The 17,451-nt window shown below is 62.3% G+C and carries 10 protein-coding genes; 3 read left to right on the forward strand and 7 right to left on the reverse strand.

Annotated features, from left to right (window positions below):
* The first annotated feature begins 37 nt into the window (after positions 1-37).
* Together AU074_RS03460 and AU074_RS03465 are read left to right on the forward strand one after the other, a co-directional pair.
* Positions 38-997, forward strand: a complete 960-nt coding sequence (locus AU074_RS03460; RefSeq protein ID WP_076013504.1) for an oxidoreductase — start codon at positions 38-40, stop codon at positions 995-997.
* Between the two features lie 58 nt (positions 998-1,055).
* A complete protein-coding gene (locus AU074_RS03465; protein ID WP_076013505.1) occupies positions 1,056-2,264 on the forward strand; it encodes a serine hydrolase in 1,209 nt (402 codons plus the stop codon).
* Here the strand turns inward: AU074_RS03465 and AU074_RS03470 are convergent.
* A complete protein-coding gene (locus AU074_RS03470) occupies positions 2,224-4,512 on the reverse strand; it encodes an ATP-dependent DNA helicase (RefSeq protein ID WP_076013506.1) in 2,289 nt (762 codons plus the stop codon). The genes AU074_RS03465 and AU074_RS03470 overlap by 41 nt on opposite strands.
* On the reverse strand, positions 4,509-6,158 hold the full coding sequence (locus AU074_RS03475) for a VRR-NUC domain-containing protein (protein ID WP_076013507.1): 1,650 nt from the start codon (positions 6,156-6,158) through the stop codon (positions 4,509-4,511). The genes AU074_RS03470 and AU074_RS03475 overlap by 4 nt, the downstream gene beginning before the upstream one ends.
* Positions 6,159-6,346: 188 nt before the next feature.
* On the opposite strand from AU074_RS03475, the gene AU074_RS03480 reads away from it, so the two are divergent.
* Positions 6,347-6,571: a YgdI/YgdR family lipoprotein gene (locus AU074_RS03480; protein ID WP_076013508.1), complete on the forward strand. Its 225-nt coding sequence runs from the start codon at positions 6,347-6,349 to the stop codon at positions 6,569-6,571.
* Positions 6,572-6,729: 158 nt separating this feature from the next.
* Here AU074_RS03480 and AU074_RS03485 read toward each other — a convergent pair whose 3' ends face one another.
* The 5 genes from AU074_RS03485 to AU074_RS03505 all read right to left on the reverse strand — a co-directional run bounded on the left by AU074_RS03485 (position 6,730) and on the right by AU074_RS03505 (position 17,448).
* The gene (locus AU074_RS03485) at positions 6,730-8,160 is read right to left on the reverse strand and encodes a lipase (RefSeq protein WP_076013509.1); all 1,431 of its coding nucleotides are present in this window, start codon (positions 8,158-8,160) and stop codon (positions 6,730-6,732) included.
* A 179-nt stretch (positions 8,161-8,339) separates the two neighbouring features.
* Positions 8,340-11,417 (reverse strand): autotransporter domain-containing protein, encoded by a 3,078-nt coding sequence (locus AU074_RS03490; protein ID WP_371916610.1) that lies wholly within the window; start codon positions 11,415-11,417, stop codon positions 8,340-8,342.
* A gap of 160 nt (positions 11,418-11,577) precedes the next feature.
* Entirely contained in the window at positions 11,578-14,535 is a 2,958-nt protein-coding gene (locus AU074_RS03495) for an autotransporter serine protease (RefSeq protein ID WP_076013511.1), read from the reverse strand.
* A gap of 238 nt (positions 14,536-14,773) precedes the next feature.
* On the reverse strand, positions 14,774-16,111 hold the full coding sequence (locus AU074_RS03500) for a TolC family outer membrane protein (RefSeq protein ID WP_076013512.1): 1,338 nt from the start codon (positions 16,109-16,111) through the stop codon (positions 14,774-14,776).
* Positions 16,112-16,113: 2 nt separating this feature from the next.
* Positions 16,114-17,448: an HlyD family type I secretion periplasmic adaptor subunit gene (locus tag AU074_RS03505; protein ID WP_076013513.1), complete on the reverse strand. Its 1,335-nt coding sequence runs from the start codon at positions 17,446-17,448 to the stop codon at positions 16,114-16,116.
* Positions 17,449-17,451: the final 3 nt, after the last annotated feature.

Genomic DNA, 17,451 nt, shown 5'->3' on the forward strand with positions numbered 1-17,451 from the left:
AGCGAGAGACTCTAGGCCTCCCATAAGGAGATCTTTCATGGCTGACAAACAAACCCCAATTGGCAGCGGCTTCGATGCCGGCGCTACCGCCCAGCAAGCCTTGGCGGGCAGCGATTTGCGGGGCAAGACGGTGATTGTCACCGGTGGCTACTCCGGCATTGGCCTGGAAACAGTGCGCGTGTTGGTCGACGCGGGTGCGCAGGTGATCGTTCCCGCGCGGGATCCTGAAAAGGCCGAACGCAACCTCTCGGGCATCATCGGTGTTGAACACGCCAGCCTGGATTTACTCGACCCGATTTCCATCGACCGTTTTGCCGAAAACTTCCTCGCCAGCGACCGGGCATTGAACCTTCTGATCAATAGCGCCGGAATCATGGCCACACCACTGCAACGGGATGCGCGAGGTCTCGAAGCGCAGTTCGCCACCAACCACCTGGGCCACTTCCAGCTAACCGCCCGGTTGTGGCCGGCGCTGCGTGAGGCTAATGGCGCACGCGTGGTTTCGGTATCGTCCCTCGGCCATCGTCTCAGCCCCGTGCATTTCGATGACCCGCAATTTGAACGCCGCCCCTATGACAAGTGGCTCGCTTACGGCCAATCAAAAACCGCCAATGCACTGTTCGCGGTAGCACTGGACCGACGAGGTAAAGCCGAGGGGGTGCGCGCATTTTCCGTGCACCCGGGAGAAATCCTCACCGACTTGATCCGTTACCTGAACAAGGACGACCTGGCATTCGTCGGCGCACTGGATGAGCACGGCAATATCCGCCGCGCCAGTCACTACAAGAGCCCCGAGCAAGGCGCCGCGACGTCGGTGTGGTGCGCTGTCAGCCCGCAACTGGAGGGCATGGGCGGACTCTACTGCGAAGATTGCGATGTGGCCGCTTGGTCGCAGGATGACACCAGCCGTAACGGCGTATGGCCCTGGGCTGTCGACTCGGAGCAGGCCGAACGCTTATGGGCACTGAGTCAGCAGTTGTGCAATGTCACGTTGTAGTCCGGGACCCCAGCGTTCATATTTGGCAGTCATGCACTGCCAATGAGCGACCTGAACCATGCAGCCTCCTGCCAGATACCTCGTGCCCCTTGCCGCCTCCCTTTGCGCCACCCTCGCCTGCGCCGACAGCCACGACCCGCTGCTCGCCAAGCGCGTGGATGCGGTGGTCGACAGCGCCATTGCCGACAATCGCCTGGTGGGCACCGTGGTGCTGGTGCTGCGGGACGGGCAGCTGGTTTATCACCGTGCTGCCGGCCTGGCGGACCGCGAAGCCGGGCGCCCGATGACAGAGGACACGATCTTTCGCCTGGCATCGGTGACCAAACCGCTGGTCTCCGCCGCCGCGATGCACCTGGTGGAACAAGGTCGCTTGGGCCTGGACGATCCGGTCAGCCGCTGGCTTCCCGACTTCAATCCCAAGCTGGCGGATGGCACTACCCCGGTGATCACCGTCAGCCAGTTGCTTAACCACACCGCTGGCCTGAGCTATGGATTCCTGGAAAGTACACGAGGCCCCTACCGTACCGCCGGGGTTTCCGATGGTTTGGGCGAGCCCGAGATCAGCTTTGCCGAGAATCTGAAGCGCATCGCCAGCGTGCCCCTGAGTTACCCACCGGGCAAGGGCTGGCAGTACTCGATGGCCACCGATGTGCTGGGCGCGGTACTGGAAAAGGCGTCAGGCCAGAGCCTGCCGGTATTGGTCCGCGAGTCAGTGACCGGACCGCTCGGGCTAATCGATACCGAGTTTTCGGTGACGGATATCAAACGCCTCTCTGCGGCGTATCAGGACGGATCACCGCAGCCGCTGCGCATGGTCGACAAGGCCACCATCACCTCGGGCAACAGCACTGCGCTGTTTGATGTGCGGCGAATTCTCGATCCGCATGCCTACCCTTCCGGCGGCGCCGGCATGGCCGGGACGGCAGGTGATGTTGCGCGGTTCCTGGAAACCATTCGCCAGGGCGGCGCACCGATACTGTCTGCACAAAGCGTGCAGTTGATGGTCACCGATCACGTCGGCGCCAAGGTGCAAACCCAGGACCCGGGTTGGGGCTTCGGTTATGGCTGGGCCGTGCTGAATGCCCCCGCGCTGACCGGCACACCGCAATCCCGGGGCACCTTCGAATGGGGCGGCGCCTACGGTCACAGCTGGTTCGTCGACCCGCTGCAAAAGCTCACGGTGGTTGCACTGACCAATACGGCTTATGAAGGCATGTCCGGTCTGTTCACCCACCAACTGCGGGATGCGGTGTATCCGCCGCAGTGATCGACCACCAGCGCGGCAACAGCTGCCGCACCCGTGCCTCGCCAAAACGGTCATCGATCAGCATCACCACGCCCCGGTCCTGCTGGCTGCGAATCACCCGCCCCGCGGCCTGAACTACCTTCTGGATACCCGGGTACAAATAGGTGTAGTCGTAACCGGCACCGAAAATCGCGCCCATCCGCAGTTTGAGCTGCTCATTCACCGGGTTCAGTTGCGCCAGGCCCAGGGTGGCGATAAACGCGCCGATCAGCCGGCTTCCCGGCAGGTCGATGCCTTCGCCGAATGCGCCGCCCAGCACGGCAAAACCGATGCCCTGGCTGTGCTGGGTGAACTGCTCGAGAAACGCCTGTCGTTCGGCCTCGGGCATGCCCCGGGACTGCTGCCACAGCGGAATATGCGGGTGTCGCTCAGCGAGCAATTGCGCCACTTGCTGCAAGTAATCGAAGCTGCTGAAGAACGCCAGGTAGTTGCCCGGCTGCTGCGCAAACTGCCCAGCGATCAGCTCGACGATAGGTTCCAGGGACGCCTGGCGATGCACAAACCGGGTGGAGATCCGGTCGACGATATGCACCTGCAACTGCTCGGCCTTGAACGGCGATTCCACATCGACCCACGCGGTGTCGGGCGGCATTCCCAGTAAGTCCGCGTAGTAATGCCGTGGGCTCAAGGTCGCGGAAAACAGCACGCTGCTGCGGGCCGCCGTCAGCCGGGGCCGAATGAATTCGGCAGGCACCACGTTGCGCAGGCACAGGTTCGATGCGCTGCGTTTGCCACTGAGCTCGCGTTTGCTGATGTCGAAGATGAAGTGTTCGTTGAACAGCTCGGCGACCTTGGCAAACTGCAAGGCCTCGAAATAGAACGCCTGCAGCTCACCATTGAGCGCTTCGGGATGTTCGTTGAAATATTCGCCCATGGCGCTGGTGCACAGGCTCAGCGCGTGCAGCAGTTTGTCGGGCTTTTGCGCGTACGCCTGATACGGCGCGACTTGTTCCTTGTGCAGGGCGTTCCACTCACGATTCAGGCGTTGCAGGGACTTTTTCAGCGGCTCGGGCGCAATCTCCCGCAGGGTCTTGAGCGTGTACTGGTCGAGGGCCGCGCTGTACATCGAACGGCCGCGCTCCACCAGGTTATGGGCTTCGTCCACCAGCACCGCGATCCGCCACTGGTTGAGCTGCGCCAAGCCGAACAGCATCGCGCCAAAATCAAAGTAATAGTTGTAGTCGGCGACCACCACGTCGGTCCAGCGCGCCATTTCCTGGCTGAGGTAATAGGGGCAGACGTCATGGGCCAGGGCGACTTCCCGCAGGTTGCGCTGGTCGAGCAGGCGCACCTTGGATGCGGCTTCACGGGCAGCCGGCAAGCGGTCATAAAAACCCTTGGCCAGTGGGCACGAGTCGCCGTGACAGGCTTTGTCGAGATGCTCGCAGGCCTTGACCCGCGCCACCAGTTCCAGCACCCGCAGCGGCAAGTCCGGGCTGCTGTCGTACAGCACTTGCGCGGCGTCCAGCGCCAATTTGCGGCCCGGGGTCTTGGCCGTGAGGAAGAACACCTTGTCCAGTTGCTGGGGCGCCAGGGCCTTGAGCATCGGGAAAATCGTGCCAACGGTCTTGCCGATACCGGTGGGCGCCTGGGCCATCAGGCAGCGGCCGGTGCTGACGGCCTTGTAGACGGTTTCCGCGAGGGAACGCTGGCCGGGGCGAAACGCTGCATGAGGAAAGCCCAGGGCCGTTGCCGCCGCGTTGCGGGCTTCGCGCTGGTGCATTTCCTGTTCGGCCCAGCCGAGGAACAGTGTGCATTGCTGGTTGAAGAAATCCTGCAGCTCAGCAGCCTGAAAGCGTTGGCTAAGCAGCGTTTCGTGCTCGCCAACAATGTCGAAATACACCAGCGCCAGGACAATCTCCGACAACCCGAGTTTCTGGCACATCAACCAGCCGTAGACCTTGACCTGGGCCCAGTGCAGTTGCCGATGGTTGGCCGGCTGCTTGTCGAGGTCGCCACGATAGGTTTTCACCTCTTCCAGCTGGTTGCGGTCCGGGTCGTAGCCATCCGCCCTGCCCCGCACTTTCAACTGCTGGTATTCACCTTCCAGCGCGACTTCATTCTGGTAGTGGGCGCTGCGCCGCGAAGCCACCGTGCGGTGGCCGACGATCCCTTCCTGGGCGCTGGGAGACGGGGTAAAACGCAGGTCGAGGTCGCCGACCTTGGCTGTGAATTCACACAGCGCACGCACCGCGACGCTGTAGCTCAAGCCGCCTGCTCCGTCCAGCGCACATAACACACGGTCACGGGCATCTGGTGTTCGCCGCAGAACTCCAGCCAGCGCAGCTGGTTGTCTTGCAGGCGATCGCCGGGGCCTTTGACTTCGATCATGCGGTAGGTTTTTTCCTCAGGCCAGAACTGGATCAGGTCGGGCATGCCGGCGCGGTTGGCGCGGATATCCAGCAACAAGCGCTCGAACCAATGGCGCAGGTGTGCGGCGGGCAGGCAGTCGAGGGCCTGGTCGAGCAGTTCTTCGCTGAGTACGTTCCAGAACACGAAGGGCGACTGAATACCCCATTTGTCCACGTACCGCTGGCGGATGGTGCGCTTGTAGCGCTCATCGCCCAGTTGATCCAGGCACTCGGCAAACAGCTCGGCGCGCCGCTGATGAAAGTCTTCGCTGTGCAGGTCCACGGGGCCGCGCTGGAACGGGTGGAAAAACGACCCCGGCAACGGCGCGAAAATCGCCGGCCAGCACAGCAGTCCAAACAACGAATTGATCAGCGTGTTCTCGACGTAATGCACCGGCGCACCGTGGTCGCTCAAGTGGGCCTGCACGCAATACTCCACCGACATCAGCGGGTCCGGGGCCGGCAGCTCAAGGTCCAGGCGCACGATAGCCCGGGGTTTTACCTTGGGCATCGCCGGCTCGCCAAGTTTGCGCCGCAGCCTGGGTATCACACGCAACAGGTGCTGCTGCTCGGCTGCGCTCTCCGGAGCCAGCTGTGCTTCACGGGCCAGGCGCATCGCCTGGGCGAAGTTTTCCTGGCGCTCCAGCACCCGGATCAGGCGTGCGCGTGCGCCGGGATAGGTGCAGCCTCGGTAGATCGCCTCGGCAATGGCAAGCTCGGCGCTGCGCTCGCAGTACTGGCCCACTTGGAACAATAGCTTGGCCCGACGTTTTTCCAGCCAGGGGTTATCGGTGTGCAGAGTAGCGATTTGTTCCAGCACGGCATCCAGTGCCTCGCCCGCTTCAAAAGCCTGTTGGCACTGGTGCAGAAACAGAAAGCCGTGCACGTCGTCACGGCTGCGCAATCCACGGGATTCGGCGCAGAACTCGACCTTTTCGTAAGTAAAAATCCCCAGGTCCGCCAGCACAAACTCCGACCAGTCCTGATAGAGATTGCCGAAAAACATCAGCCGCAGGCGGTCGCACAGGTCCATCACGGTGAGGCTGTAAAGCTGATCGGCCAGGTCCGGGCACCAGTGCTGGAAGTGACGCGGTTCACAAAACTGCGTTGACAGCGACTCCAGCCAATCTGCCTTTTTGGCCCTGGGTTGCTCGATCCAGGGTTTGAACGCCGCCAGAATTTCCGCCTTCTGCAACAGGCCAAACAGCTCGCCAAACGACAACAGGCATTGATCCGTCACCCAACCCTGCTCCAGCAACGGCAGCACCGCCTCGTGCACCGCGCCGATTTCGACATAATTGAGCTTGCCTGCCCGGAAATGCTCGCCCTTGCGCATCACCATGCGCACCAGCAAGGCCTGGGACGGCTGGGGCAAGCTGTCAAATTGCTGAATGAAATGCTCTTCGTCCGGGGCCAGTAAATCGGCATACCGCTGCCCCAGCCAATCGAGTACTTGGCGGAAGTTATGCAGGTAATAGAGCGGGTCTTCAAGGGGATTGGACATGTCAGGCACGGGATCAAACACTGGTTATGCATACAGAGTGCCGTCCCTGGCCGGCTGTTGCAATCAGTAATAGATCAAAGGCACACGCAACTTTTTGCGTAATAATGATCAGATGGCTGTCAGCCACATAAAATATGTTTCCCCCGACCGCTCAGGCGCGGGGTTTTCGAAGGATCAAGGTAAGGGTTATGAGCATGAAGAATTTGGGTCTGGCGGTGGGTATGTTCACGTTGCTGGCATTGGCCGGTTGCTCCACACAGACCGTGGTGACCTTGCAGAACGGTACCCAATATTTGACCAAGGACGTGCCCAACGCGAAAACGGCCGATGGTTTCTACGAATTCACCGACATCGCCGGCAAGCGTATTCGCGTCAAGGCCGATGACGTCGCGACCGTTATGAAGGAGAAATAAAAAGTGGGAGCCAATTGGCTCCCACCTTTCTTTGCAATGCACTGCCCTGTGGGAGCCGGGCTTGCCCGCGATGCAGGCAACTCGGTCTGCCAGGTACACTGTAGCGATCCCATCGCAGCCTCGCCAAGGCTCGACAGCTCCCACAGAAGCAGCGCTACTTAGCTGATGGAAATGCCATCGCCCCCAACCCCGGCTAATCCAACTCCGACCAGCGTCACCGAATCCGCGCCAAAACTCAGCACCGTATCGCCCCCCACCACCTTGGCATGGTCACGCCAGTCCGCACTGCCCTCCACGTCCCGGAACACCAGCTTGTCGGTAGACTGGTAACCGATCACCCGGTCCTGCCCAAACTGCCCGCCGAACAGAAAGGTGTTATGCCCACTGTTGTCGCGGATCGTGTCATTGCCCTTGCCGCCTTCAATAAAGTCCACACCCTTGCCACCCTGAATCAGGTCATTACCGTCGCTGCCAATGATGAACGTGTTGCCCTTGTGGGGCTCGGCGTTGCGGTTGAGGTCCTGCACCCAGGTATTGGCCCGTGCCGGGTCCGACAGGTTGGCCACGATAATCGTCGAGTCCCGGCTGGTCAGGTCGTAGAACTTCGAGTCCAGGACACGGGTCAAGCCATCGCCATAGCCAGTGGGCAAGTGAGAAAGCCAGGTGGGGACATTGACGATGGAAAACGGCAGGACATTCCACAGTGTCGACGCGTAGTGATCGTTGAAGCTGACGATATTGTCGGTGGTCGACTCATGAGGCTTGTCGTGCACGCCCAGGGACGAGAAGTTGAACGACGAGCCGTCCAGCGCGCGAAACACCGGGTCGTTTTCATAACCGATGTTCAGCACCTTGTCGCCGCTGCTTTGGGTTGGCGAGGCATACGCCACATAGTTGGAGTCCTTGTAGAACCCCGACCATTTATTACCGCTCAAATCCGCCATGCTGTTGACCGCCAGGCCACCCAGGCTATGACCGCTGACCACCACGTCCTTGCCCGTCAAGCCATGACTGCCGGCATACGCCGCGACATCCTTGAGCAAGGTGCCAAAGGCTTCGCCCGCGTAGTTTTTCGCATAATCCTTGGGCCCCAGCGCTGCCAGCAAATCACTGACCAAATCGCCAATGGAGTCGGTGATCAAGGTTTCCCGAGGCCCCGAAGTCCCGCGAAAACCAATGCCGATTTCCAGCAGTTTGCCGTCGCCATCGTACTTGCCCAGCACCTCCACCTGCGCGGTGGTGTAGCCGGCCTTTTCACCGAAGAACGTGCCCCGGGCATCCACCTTGCCGCCATAGCCCAGGGTACTGGCGCTGATGGGCGTCCAGCCGGCCTTGTTGACCGCTTCGAGGGCTGCCTTTTCCGAGTCCGGGTTCCAGGGAATTCCCGGAATTACCCCTTGGGAATCTGTACTGCCCAGCAGTGCACCCACCAGGGTTGCCGGCAGCCCCAGGCCAAAGCCGTTGTGCTGATACCCCACGGCAAAGCCGTTATCCAGGTTGTGATAAGAGTACAAGGTGATCGCCATGGCATCGGCGAACAACGCTTTGGAGCCCTCGGTCCCGAGGTTTTTATAGTCGAAAACACCCATGGTATTGCCTCTCTTTTGTTGGAATTGTCGAGAAAGCCAAATCTGCACAAATGGACGATTGGAACCGGATCAATGTGGGAGCGGGCTTGCTCGCGAAAGCGGTGGTTCAGTCAACCCATCCACCGACTGGCACACCGCCTTCGCGAGCAAGCCCGCTCCCACATTTCGAACTGCAGTGTTTAGAAAGCCCAGTCCAGGCTCAAACCCACCCCATGGACTTTCTCTTTGCTGGCCAGCAGGCCGTTGTAATCCAGGTTCACCTTCGCATCCTTGCTCAGCGCCAGACTCACCCGCGCGCCCACCAATGCCGCATCACGCACCATCGACGAACTCTCCACCGAGAACGACGTACCGCCCGACGCAAACGCCAGGTGCCGCTCGGAATCGACGCTGCTCAGGTTGTGCTGCCAGCCCAGGGTGCCGGAAAGCTCCAGTTGCTGATGGTCGTTGATATTCAAGGTTTTCAGCGCTCGAGCACCCAGGGTACTCAACACAACATCGCGGCTGTCATCCCGGCCCTTCAAGGCCGCCGCATCGCCCTTCTCGGTAAACCCATCGGCGTCCAGATGCACATACGCCAGGTTGGCGAACGGTTCCAGGGCCAGGGGTTGCAGGTTCAAGCGATAGGCCGCTTCGGTAAACACCTGGGTGCTGCGGGCATCCACCTTGGCTTTCTGTTTGCCAGCGACTTCACCGTATTGCAGCTCGCGTTTCACATCGGCGCGGTGCCAGCTGTAGGTCGCCCCGCCGCTCAAACGCAAGGCACCGATCTCGTGCCCGGCATAGGCACCCAAGTGATAGCTGTCTACCGACGCCCGGGAATGGGTGTCGCTGCCCATGTTCAGTGACGTGTCGCTGTACCCCGCTACCAGGCCCACACGAGTGTCGTCATCCAGCGCGCCGTCCACACCCGCCAGCATGCCGCCGATGGAGGTGGTGTAGCCCGCCGTATCACTGCCGCTGTTGGTCTTGCCCCAGGCGCCCAGCGCCTTGACCCAGACGTTGCCACGGCTGTCGACGGTCTGGCTCGATGCGCCCATTTCCCCTTGCTGCAAACGCTCGCCCACGGCTTCGCGCAGGTAGCGGTTGTCATTGACCAATGCGGTTTCCAGCGCCGGGTAGATTTCCCCGGACAACTGCTGGAACGCACCTTGGGCCGAGGCCGCATTCGGCGCCAGCAACAGGCTTTCATAGACGGCGTTGCCCGCACCCAATTGCTCGGCGGCGGCTGCCACCGAACGTTGGTTCGGGGTGGCGGCCACACTGGCAAAGGTGTTGGCGTTGCGCCCCACATCCAGTTGCACGCCGTTGGCGGCGTAGTTCAAGGTGCCGCCGATAAACAGGTAGTCAGGCAGTACCGAACCGAAGCTGCCGGTGATCCCGCCTGCGGCCTGCAGGATGTTGTATTGGCGACCGATCAGGCTTTCGGCCTGGGTCTGGGTCAGCAGCGTCGGGCTGTTTTCCAGGGCCAGGGTCACCGTGCCGCCGCTGAGGGTGGCCTTGCCACCGGCGACGATGCGGTCACTGCTGGTTTCCGACAGTTCCACCGCGTAAGTGGAGCCCGCCGCAAAGCTCACGTCGCCGGCCACGTTCAGCGTGCCGATGGAGTTACCCGGCGCCACGGTACCGCCGCTGTTCGCCGTCAGCGAACCAATGCGTCCGGAACCGCCCACTACACCGCTGTTGCTGACGGTGACGTCGGAGGTGATCGAGCCATTGATTGCCAGCAACCCCTGGTTGACCAGGGTCGGGCCACTGTAGGTGTTGGTGCCGGTCAGCACCAATGCACCAATCCCCTGCTTGGTCAGGCCGCCGTGCCCGGAGATGTCGTTGCTCCATACATCCAGGCCGCAATGCACGTCGGTGCAAATGCGCTGGGTCGGTTTGCCGGCATCCACCACGGCGCCAATCCCTGGCAGGTCCGCGACGAATTGACCGGAGCCGTAGGCACCGTCGATACGAAACTCGGCCGGGATATCCTCAGCCGTCACAAACATCCCCGGGCCGTTGATCGCCTTGCCCAGGTTGATCATGCCCCAGCCGTACAGCGAGTCGATGCCCGGTGCGCCGAGGTCGGTCGCGGTGGTTTTCAGCAGCGTGGAAATCTGGTCGCCACTCATGTACGGGAAGCGCTCCATCAACACCGCCGCACTGCCCGCCACATGGGGCGCGGCCATGGAGGTGCCGTTGAAGTTGGCGTAGTCGGTGGTCAGGTTTTCCAGGGTGGTGCCGTTGATCACCGAGCTGTAGATCTTGGTCCCGGGCGCCGCCACGCAAAAGCTGGCGGCATAACCGCAACGTGAAGAGAAGGTGCTGATCACGTACGGATCGGAACTGGCGGTGTCGGGGTTCTGTTGCAACGCCGCCACCGACAGCCAGTTGGGTGCAATCTCCGGCACGAAGTACGCCAGGCCCGAGATCGCATCCGGGTTGTTGCGGTTGTAGTCGTTGCCGGCGGCAAAGATCGTCAACACGCCGCTGCGGGCCGCATCGATGGCGCCTTGATAAGCGCCGCCGGCGATGGTGCCAAGGATCGGCCGGATGTTATTGAACTGCGCCTGGGCTTCATTGACCGTGAAGTTGGGAAACGCCGGATCGCGCCCGCCCTTGGCGTACTGGTCACCGATACCGATGCCCCAGCTGTTGTTGATGATGCGTGCACCGCTGGCCACCAGCGCGTCCCAACCGGCTTTGTACACCGCGCCGTCGTTGCCCAGGATGATCCCGTCTTCGGGGCCCGGGTCACCGTTTTCGGCGCTGATGATCTGCGCATCGAACGCCACGCCATGCATCGGCCCGCCGTCGCGGTTACCGGCGGCAATCCCGCCCACGTGGGTGCCGTGATTGCCGAGTTTGCCGTTGGAGCCCAGGGAGGGCGTGCCGTCATAGCGAAACGCATCCCCGGCCTTCACCGGGATGTACGGGTCGGTGTATTGGCGAATGCCTTCGGTCACGATCGTGACCACTTTGCCGGGGCTGGCGAATTCCGGATGCTGGGCATACACCGGCTGATCGAAGATCCCCAGCTTGACGCCCTTGCCGGTGTAGCCGGCGGCGTAAGCAGCGTCTGCATGCACCGCGCCCAGGCCCCAATCGGCCTTGAACTCATTGCTGCGCCAGCTGGCAGCATCCCCCAGTTTTCCGCTTTCCACGTAGGGTGCGGCCTGGGCGGTACCCAAGCTGGCCAGGCAACACAGCAACGCGCCATATGGCACGCAGCTCAAGGCCTTGAGCGGGTAGCCCGGGCCTGTTGGGATGGCGGAGTGAAACCCTCGTTTTGTTTTTTTCACGGTGGACTTCCTTGTAGGAGCGAGCTTGCTCGCGATGGTCGTTAACGATGACTCGGGCTTTCTGGATAAATGCGGTGCCTTCACGTTTTTCGCGAGCAAGCTCGCTCCTACATGAAGAGGGCACCGTTTAGAACTGCCAGTTCAGGCTCAACCCCACGCCCTGGACTTTTTCCCGTCCAGCCAATTGGCCCGTGTAGTCGAGGTTGACCCGTGTGCTTTTGCTCAACGCCAGGCTGGCCTGTACACCCACCAGTGCCGCATCGCGCATCAACGGCGAGCTTTGCACCGCGAACGACGGCCCACCGGCGACAAACGCCAGGTGCTCTTCGGATTCAACGGCACTCAGGCTGTGCTGCCAGCCCAACGAGCCGGAAACGTCCAGTTGCTGGCGGTCATTGAGAGGGAAGGTTTTCGATGCCCGAAGGCCCAGGGTGCTCAGCACTGCATCGCGGCTGTCACTGCCACGCTGAAGTGCAGCGGCGTCGCCTTTCTCGTGAAAGCGTTCGTTGTCCAGGTGCACGTAAGCCAGGTTGGCGAACGGCTCCAACGCCATCGATTGCAGGCTTAAACGGTAGGCCGCTTCGGTAAATACCTGGGCACTGCGCGCATCCAGTTTGGTCTTCTGCTTGCCGCTGACTTCGCCGTACTGCAAGTCACGTTTCACGTCGCCGCGATGCCAGCTGTACGCGCCTCCGACGCTCAAGCGCCAGTTGCCCAGCTCGTGCCCGGCATAGGCGCCGAGGTGGTAGCTGTCGATAGACGCCGAGGAGTGAGTGCCGCTGCCCATGTTCAGTGAGCTGTCGCTGTAACCGGCCACCAGACCGGCGCGGGTCTGCTCATCCAGCGCACCGTCGACACCCGCCAGCATGCCGCCCAGTGAGGTGGTGTAGCCCGCCGTTTCGCTGCGGCTGTCGGTCTGGCCCCAGCTGCCGAGCGCCTTGACCCACACATTGCTTTCACCAGCGACCGGCGTATGGCGCAGGCGCTCGCCGACGGCATCACGTAGTTGGCGACTATCGTTGATCAGCATCGTGTCGATGGCCGGATAGATTTCTCCCGACAGTTGCTGGAAGCCTTGTTGCGCACTGGCCACGGAGTCTGAACGCAGGATGCTTTCGTACACCGGGTTGCCCGCGCCCAACTGCTCGGCGGCCGCCGCCACCGAGCGCTGGTTACGGTTGGCGCCGACACTGGCAAAGCTTGCATCACTGCGGGCAATGTCCAGCTGCACGCCGTTGGCGGCATAGTCGAGGGTGCCGCCGAGGAACAGGTAGTTGGGCAACACCGCACCGAACTGCCCCTGAATCCCGCCCGCCGCCTGGAGGATGTTGTACTGACGCCCCAGCAGGCTCTCGGCCTGTTGCTGGCTGAGCAAAGTCGGGCTGTTTTCCAGGGCCAGGGTCACGGTACCTCCGCCGAGGATTACCTTGCCGGTGGCGACAATCTGGTCGCTGCTGGTGGAGGTGAGTTCGACCGCATAGGTTGAGCCGGCAGCGAGGTTCACGTCCCCAGCCACCTGCAAGGTACCCACGGAGTTGCCCGGCGCCACGGTGCCGCCGCTGTTCACTTGCAATGCCGCGATACGGCCGGAACCGCCCAGTGTGCCGCTGTCATTGACCGTCACTGCCGACGTCAGTGAGCCATTCACCGCCAACCGACCGCCATTCACGGTGGTCGGGCCACGGTAGGTGTTGTCACCCGTGAGGATCAGGCTGCCCGCGCCGGATTTGATCAGGCTGCCTTCGTAGATACGCTGGGCCGCCGCTGCCGCCCGGGCGGTGCCAACGGCATAGTCCGTCTGGTCCTGCTGGCTCGCGCCGGCGCCCACGCCGTTTTCCCAGCCCTTGTCGCGCAGGGTTTGCTGCCAGGCCAGGGTTTCGGCGCTGTCTTCGGCCTGGCGCTGGATCAGCGCCTTGTCGGAGATCGCGTTGCTCCACACATCGCCCTGCCCGGCCGCCAACGTGACATTCATCGGCCCAAGCAGTTGCCCGGGCCCGTGCATCGCCCGGCCAAGGTCCGGCACGCCCCAGCCAACTTGCGTGGTCGGTGCATCGGTAACCGCGCCATTGAGTTGAGTGGCCGTGGTCAACAACACCTGCAAGGCCTGCTCGTTGTTCAGGTACGGGTAGCGCTCCATCACCAGCGCCAGTGCGCCCGTGGCATGGGGCGCCGACATCGAGGTGCCGGACTTCACCCCATAACCGCCGTCGGGAATGGTGCTGTTGATCAACGCCCCAGGGGTGGAAATGCACCAGTACTTGGCGATGCCGCACTGGTTGTATTTCTGGTTATTCGCCTTGTCCAGACCCGACACCGCCAGCCAGTGGCCTTCCAGTTCCGGCTGGAAATACGGCAAGGCCGAACGCACGCTGGCGTTGGCGTAGCCGCTGTTCCCGGCACTGAACACGTTGATCACCCCGGCCTTGGCCACATCCGCAGCAGCATCTAGCCAGGTGTTCTGGTTGTAGTGCTGGGCATAGGCCGCGTGCAGGTCGCCCAGGGTCTGGTAGCTGACGTCCTTGGGCTGGCTGCCCCAACTGTTGTTGATCGCGCGCACGCCGGAATCCACCAGGGCGCTGTACACCGCCTTGAAGTACTTGGGATCCGGCGTGGGGCCAAACAGGAAGCTGTCATTGGCGTTGGTGTTACCGACGTAGATCTGCGCGTTGTACGCCACGCCGTGCATGCCCACGCCATCACGGGCCGCGCCCATGGTGCCGGTGACGTGGGTGCCGTGGGAGTCGTTGCTGAGGTTGAGCGCGCCGGTGGTGCTGAACGTGCTGCCGTCGACGTAGGTGCCGCTGGCGGTGACCGCGTGATAGCGGTCCTTGGAGGCTTCGGGATGGTTGGGGTCGAAACCCGAGTCGAGGGCGCCGATCTTCACGCCACTGCCGGTGATGCCGCTCGCGTAGGCCTCGTTGGCTTTCATCCGGTCCAGGCCCCAGTCACTCTGGAACTCGGCGGAGCGCCAACTGGCGGGATCGCCCGCTTTGCCGGTTTCGATGTACTGCCCGTGGGCTGCCACGGACAGCAGCAACAAGGAGCCTGCGGTGAAGGGTTTGAAGCGAGGTGAATCAGTGATCATGAAGAGTCCTTTTTCTTATTGTTGAAATACCAGTGGCGAGGGCAATTGCTGTGGCTTGGGAGCTAGCTGTGTCTTGAAAGCTCGCTGTGGCTTGGGAGCTTGCTGTGGCGAGGGAGCTTGCTCCCGCTGGAGTGCGCAGCGCTCCCAAGGTATTGGGGCCGCTACGCAGCCCAGCGGGAGCAAGCTCCCTCGCCACAGCAAGCTCCCCCCCACCACAGCAAGCTCCTTAGCCCCACCATCAGCGGCTCATAGGACCAAATGCCTCATCCACCTTGGCCAGGTCGGTGTCGCGCAAGTTGCCCGCGTAGTAATGCAATTTGGTCCAGGCCATCAGGTAGTCGTACCGCGCCTGGGCCAGGTCGCGACGAGTGCTGTACAGCTGCTGCTCGGCGTTCAGCGCATCGAGGTTGACCCGCTCGCCGCCGAGGATGCTTTGCTTGGTGGAGACCACCAGCGCTTCGGCGGAGGTCAGCGCCTTTTGGTAGGCGCGCAGCTTGCTCACCCCCGACAGGCAAGCGCTGAACTGGCGCCGCAGTTCGATCAGGGTTTCGCGGGTCTTGCCTTCCAGTTCGTACTCGGCCTGCTCCATGGCCCGGCTGGCCTGGCGGGTGGACGCCGAGACGCCGCCACCGGCATACAACGGCATGCTGACTTCGATGCCGATGGTGTTGGTGTCGTAGCGCTGGTTGTAGGTGTTGCCGCTGTCGGACTCCTGCTGGCGCGAGCTGGCATAGGCCGTGACCCGTGGCAGGTGCCCGGAACGGTTGCGCTCCACTTCATAACGCGCCACTTCCACGGACTGGCGCTGCGAGGCCAGGTTGGGGTTGTTGGTCAGCGCGAGTTCGTGCCAGGTGTCGTAGTTGGCTGGGGTCAGGGTGAAGGCGGCAAATCCCGGGTTCAGCGGCGCCAGGTCATTGATGTTGACGCTCTGCACACCGATCAATGCGCCAAGCTCTCGCAGCGACGCGTCTTGCTCATCCAGCGCCTGGATTTCCTCGGCGGTAGCCAGCTCATAGCGCGATTCCGCTTCCAGAATGTCGGTGCGGGTGCCTTCGCCCTGCTGGAACAGATGCTGGTTCTGCTGGAACTGCTGCTCGTAGGCCTTTTTCTTGGCGCGGGCAATGTCGATCTGGTCCTGGGCAAACAACGCCTGGGTGTAATAGGTCAGCACCCGCACCAGCAGCGCCTGACTCTTGTCGCGAAAACTCTCGTCGGCAAACAGCGCCTGAGCCACGCCCTTGCGATAGTTGGCATAGGCTTCATAGTCGAACAAAGGCTGTTGCAGGGTGAAGGTGGAGCCGTAGCTGTTGTAGTTGCGGTCATCGTGATAATTACCGCCGCGCCCGTCGGGCAAGGTGGCCTGGGAGTTGTTGCGGCCCTTGTTGTAGTTGTACGACAGCTTGGGCAGCAGGCCGGCGCGGCCAATGGTGCGGTTTTCCAGGCCGGCGTCACGCTCCTTGATGGCGCCGAGGAATACCGGGTCGTTGCGCAGGGCCTGTTCGTAAACATCGAACGGCCCCATGGCAGCCTGGGCGCTGCTGCAGGCGAGTAACAAGGCGATGAACATCGGCTTCATGCTCATTCCTCGGTCAACGCCGAGCCGGCGCGGTCCAGCAGCGGCTTGAACAGGTAATTGAGCAAGGAGCGCTCGCCGGTACGGATGAACATCTCGGCGGGCATCCCCGGCTTGATCACCAGGCCATGGAGTTTTTCCAGGGCGTTGCTGCTGACGACGGTGCGCAACACGTAGTACGGCATGCCGGTTTTTTCGTCGAGCATCTGGTCGGCGGAGATCAGGCTCACCTCCCCTGGCACCCGCGGCGTGCGGCTCTGGTTGAAGGCGGTGAAGAGGATGTCCACCGGCAAGTGGGCGCCGACCTTGTCCACCAGATGCACCGGCAAGCGCCCTTCCACTTCCAGGCGGGTGTCCTGGGGCACGATTTCCAACAGGGTTTCACCGGCACGCACCACAGCGCCTTCGGTGTGCACGCCCAGGTTGACCGCGATGCCATCGGCAGGCGCATTGATTTCGCTGTGCTGCAGGTCGAAACCAGCGGAAGTCAGTTGCTGCTCCAGGGTCAGGCTGCGCAGTTGCGCATCGGCCAATTGGCTGCGGACTTCCTTCTGATATTCCTCGCTGTGCTGCTGCAACTTGAGGCGCGATTCAAGGATGCCCTGCTCCACCCGGCCGCTTTCGCCGGTGTTCTGCGCCAGGTCCTGTTGCACCTGGGACAGTTGGCGCTGGTACTCCATCAGCCGGTTGCGCGGGATGTAGCCGTTGTCGGCCAGGGGTTGCAGGTTGTTCAGTTGGTCACGCAGGGATTGCGCCTGGGCGGTCAGGTCGCTGCGGGCGCGGCGCATGCCGTTCAGCTGTGCGGTGGCGCCTTCGATACTCGCGCGAATCCCGGCCTGTTCCCGGGCAAAGGCTTCACGGCGGCTGCTGAACAGTTGGCGCTGGCCTTCAAGGACCAATGCCAGGGCTTGATCGGGGTTGGTGCTCAGCTCCGGCGGAAAGGTGATGGTTGGCTGGTTGTCGCGCTCGCTCTGCCACCGCGCCACGCTGGCCCAGGCCATGCGGTATTGGGCTTGCAGGGAGTGCACGTCGGCCTGGTTCTGTGTCTGGTCAAGACGGAACAGCGGCTGGCCCTGCTTCACCGCCTCGCCTTCACGCACCAGAATCCGGCTGACCACGCCGGGGCTCAAGGTTTGCACGGCCTTGCGCTTGCCCGACACCACCACCGTGCCTTGTACCGGAATCCCTTGGTCCAGCGGTGCCAGGCTGGCCCACAGGAAAAACCCGCCGGCGCCGACCACTGTCAGCAGCCAGCCCATGCGGGCAAAGAAGCGCGCATCGTGTTCGGGGTGAGTCTGTTCGTAATCGCGGTTGATTTGAATGCTGCTGTCGCTGCTCATGCG

The sequence above is a fragment of the Pseudomonas sp. ATCC PTA-122608 genome (assembly GCF_001952855.1).
Lineage (GTDB): Bacteria > Pseudomonadota > Gammaproteobacteria > Pseudomonadales > Pseudomonadaceae > Aquipseudomonas.

Bases quoted from the DNA above. Each gene is read 5' to 3' on its own strand.
- AU074_RS03485 (WP_076013509.1), bottom strand. From the start codon at position 8,160: ATGGGTGTTTTCGACTATAAAAACCTCGGGACCGAGGGCTCCAAAGCG.
- AU074_RS03500 (WP_076013512.1), bottom strand. From the start codon at position 16,111: ATGAAGCCGATGTTCATCGCCTTGTTACTCGCCTGCAGCAGCGCCCAG.
- AU074_RS03465 (WP_076013505.1), top strand. From the start codon at position 1,056: ATGCAGCCTCCTGCCAGATACCTCGTGCCCCTTGCCGCCTCCCTTTGC.
- AU074_RS03475 (WP_076013507.1), bottom strand. From the start codon at position 6,158: ATGTCCAATCCCCTTGAAGACCCGCTCTATTACCTGCATAACTTCCGC.
- AU074_RS03505 (WP_076013513.1), bottom strand. From the start codon at position 17,448: ATGAGCAGCGACAGCAGCATTCAAATCAACCGCGATTACGAACAGACT.
- AU074_RS03495 (WP_076013511.1), bottom strand. From the start codon at position 14,535: ATGATCACTGATTCACCTCGCTTCAAACCCTTCACCGCAGGCTCCTTG.
- AU074_RS03480 (WP_076013508.1), top strand. From the start codon at position 6,347: ATGAGCATGAAGAATTTGGGTCTGGCGGTGGGTATGTTCACGTTGCTG.
- AU074_RS03460 (WP_076013504.1), top strand. From the start codon at position 38: ATGGCTGACAAACAAACCCCAATTGGCAGCGGCTTCGATGCCGGCGCT.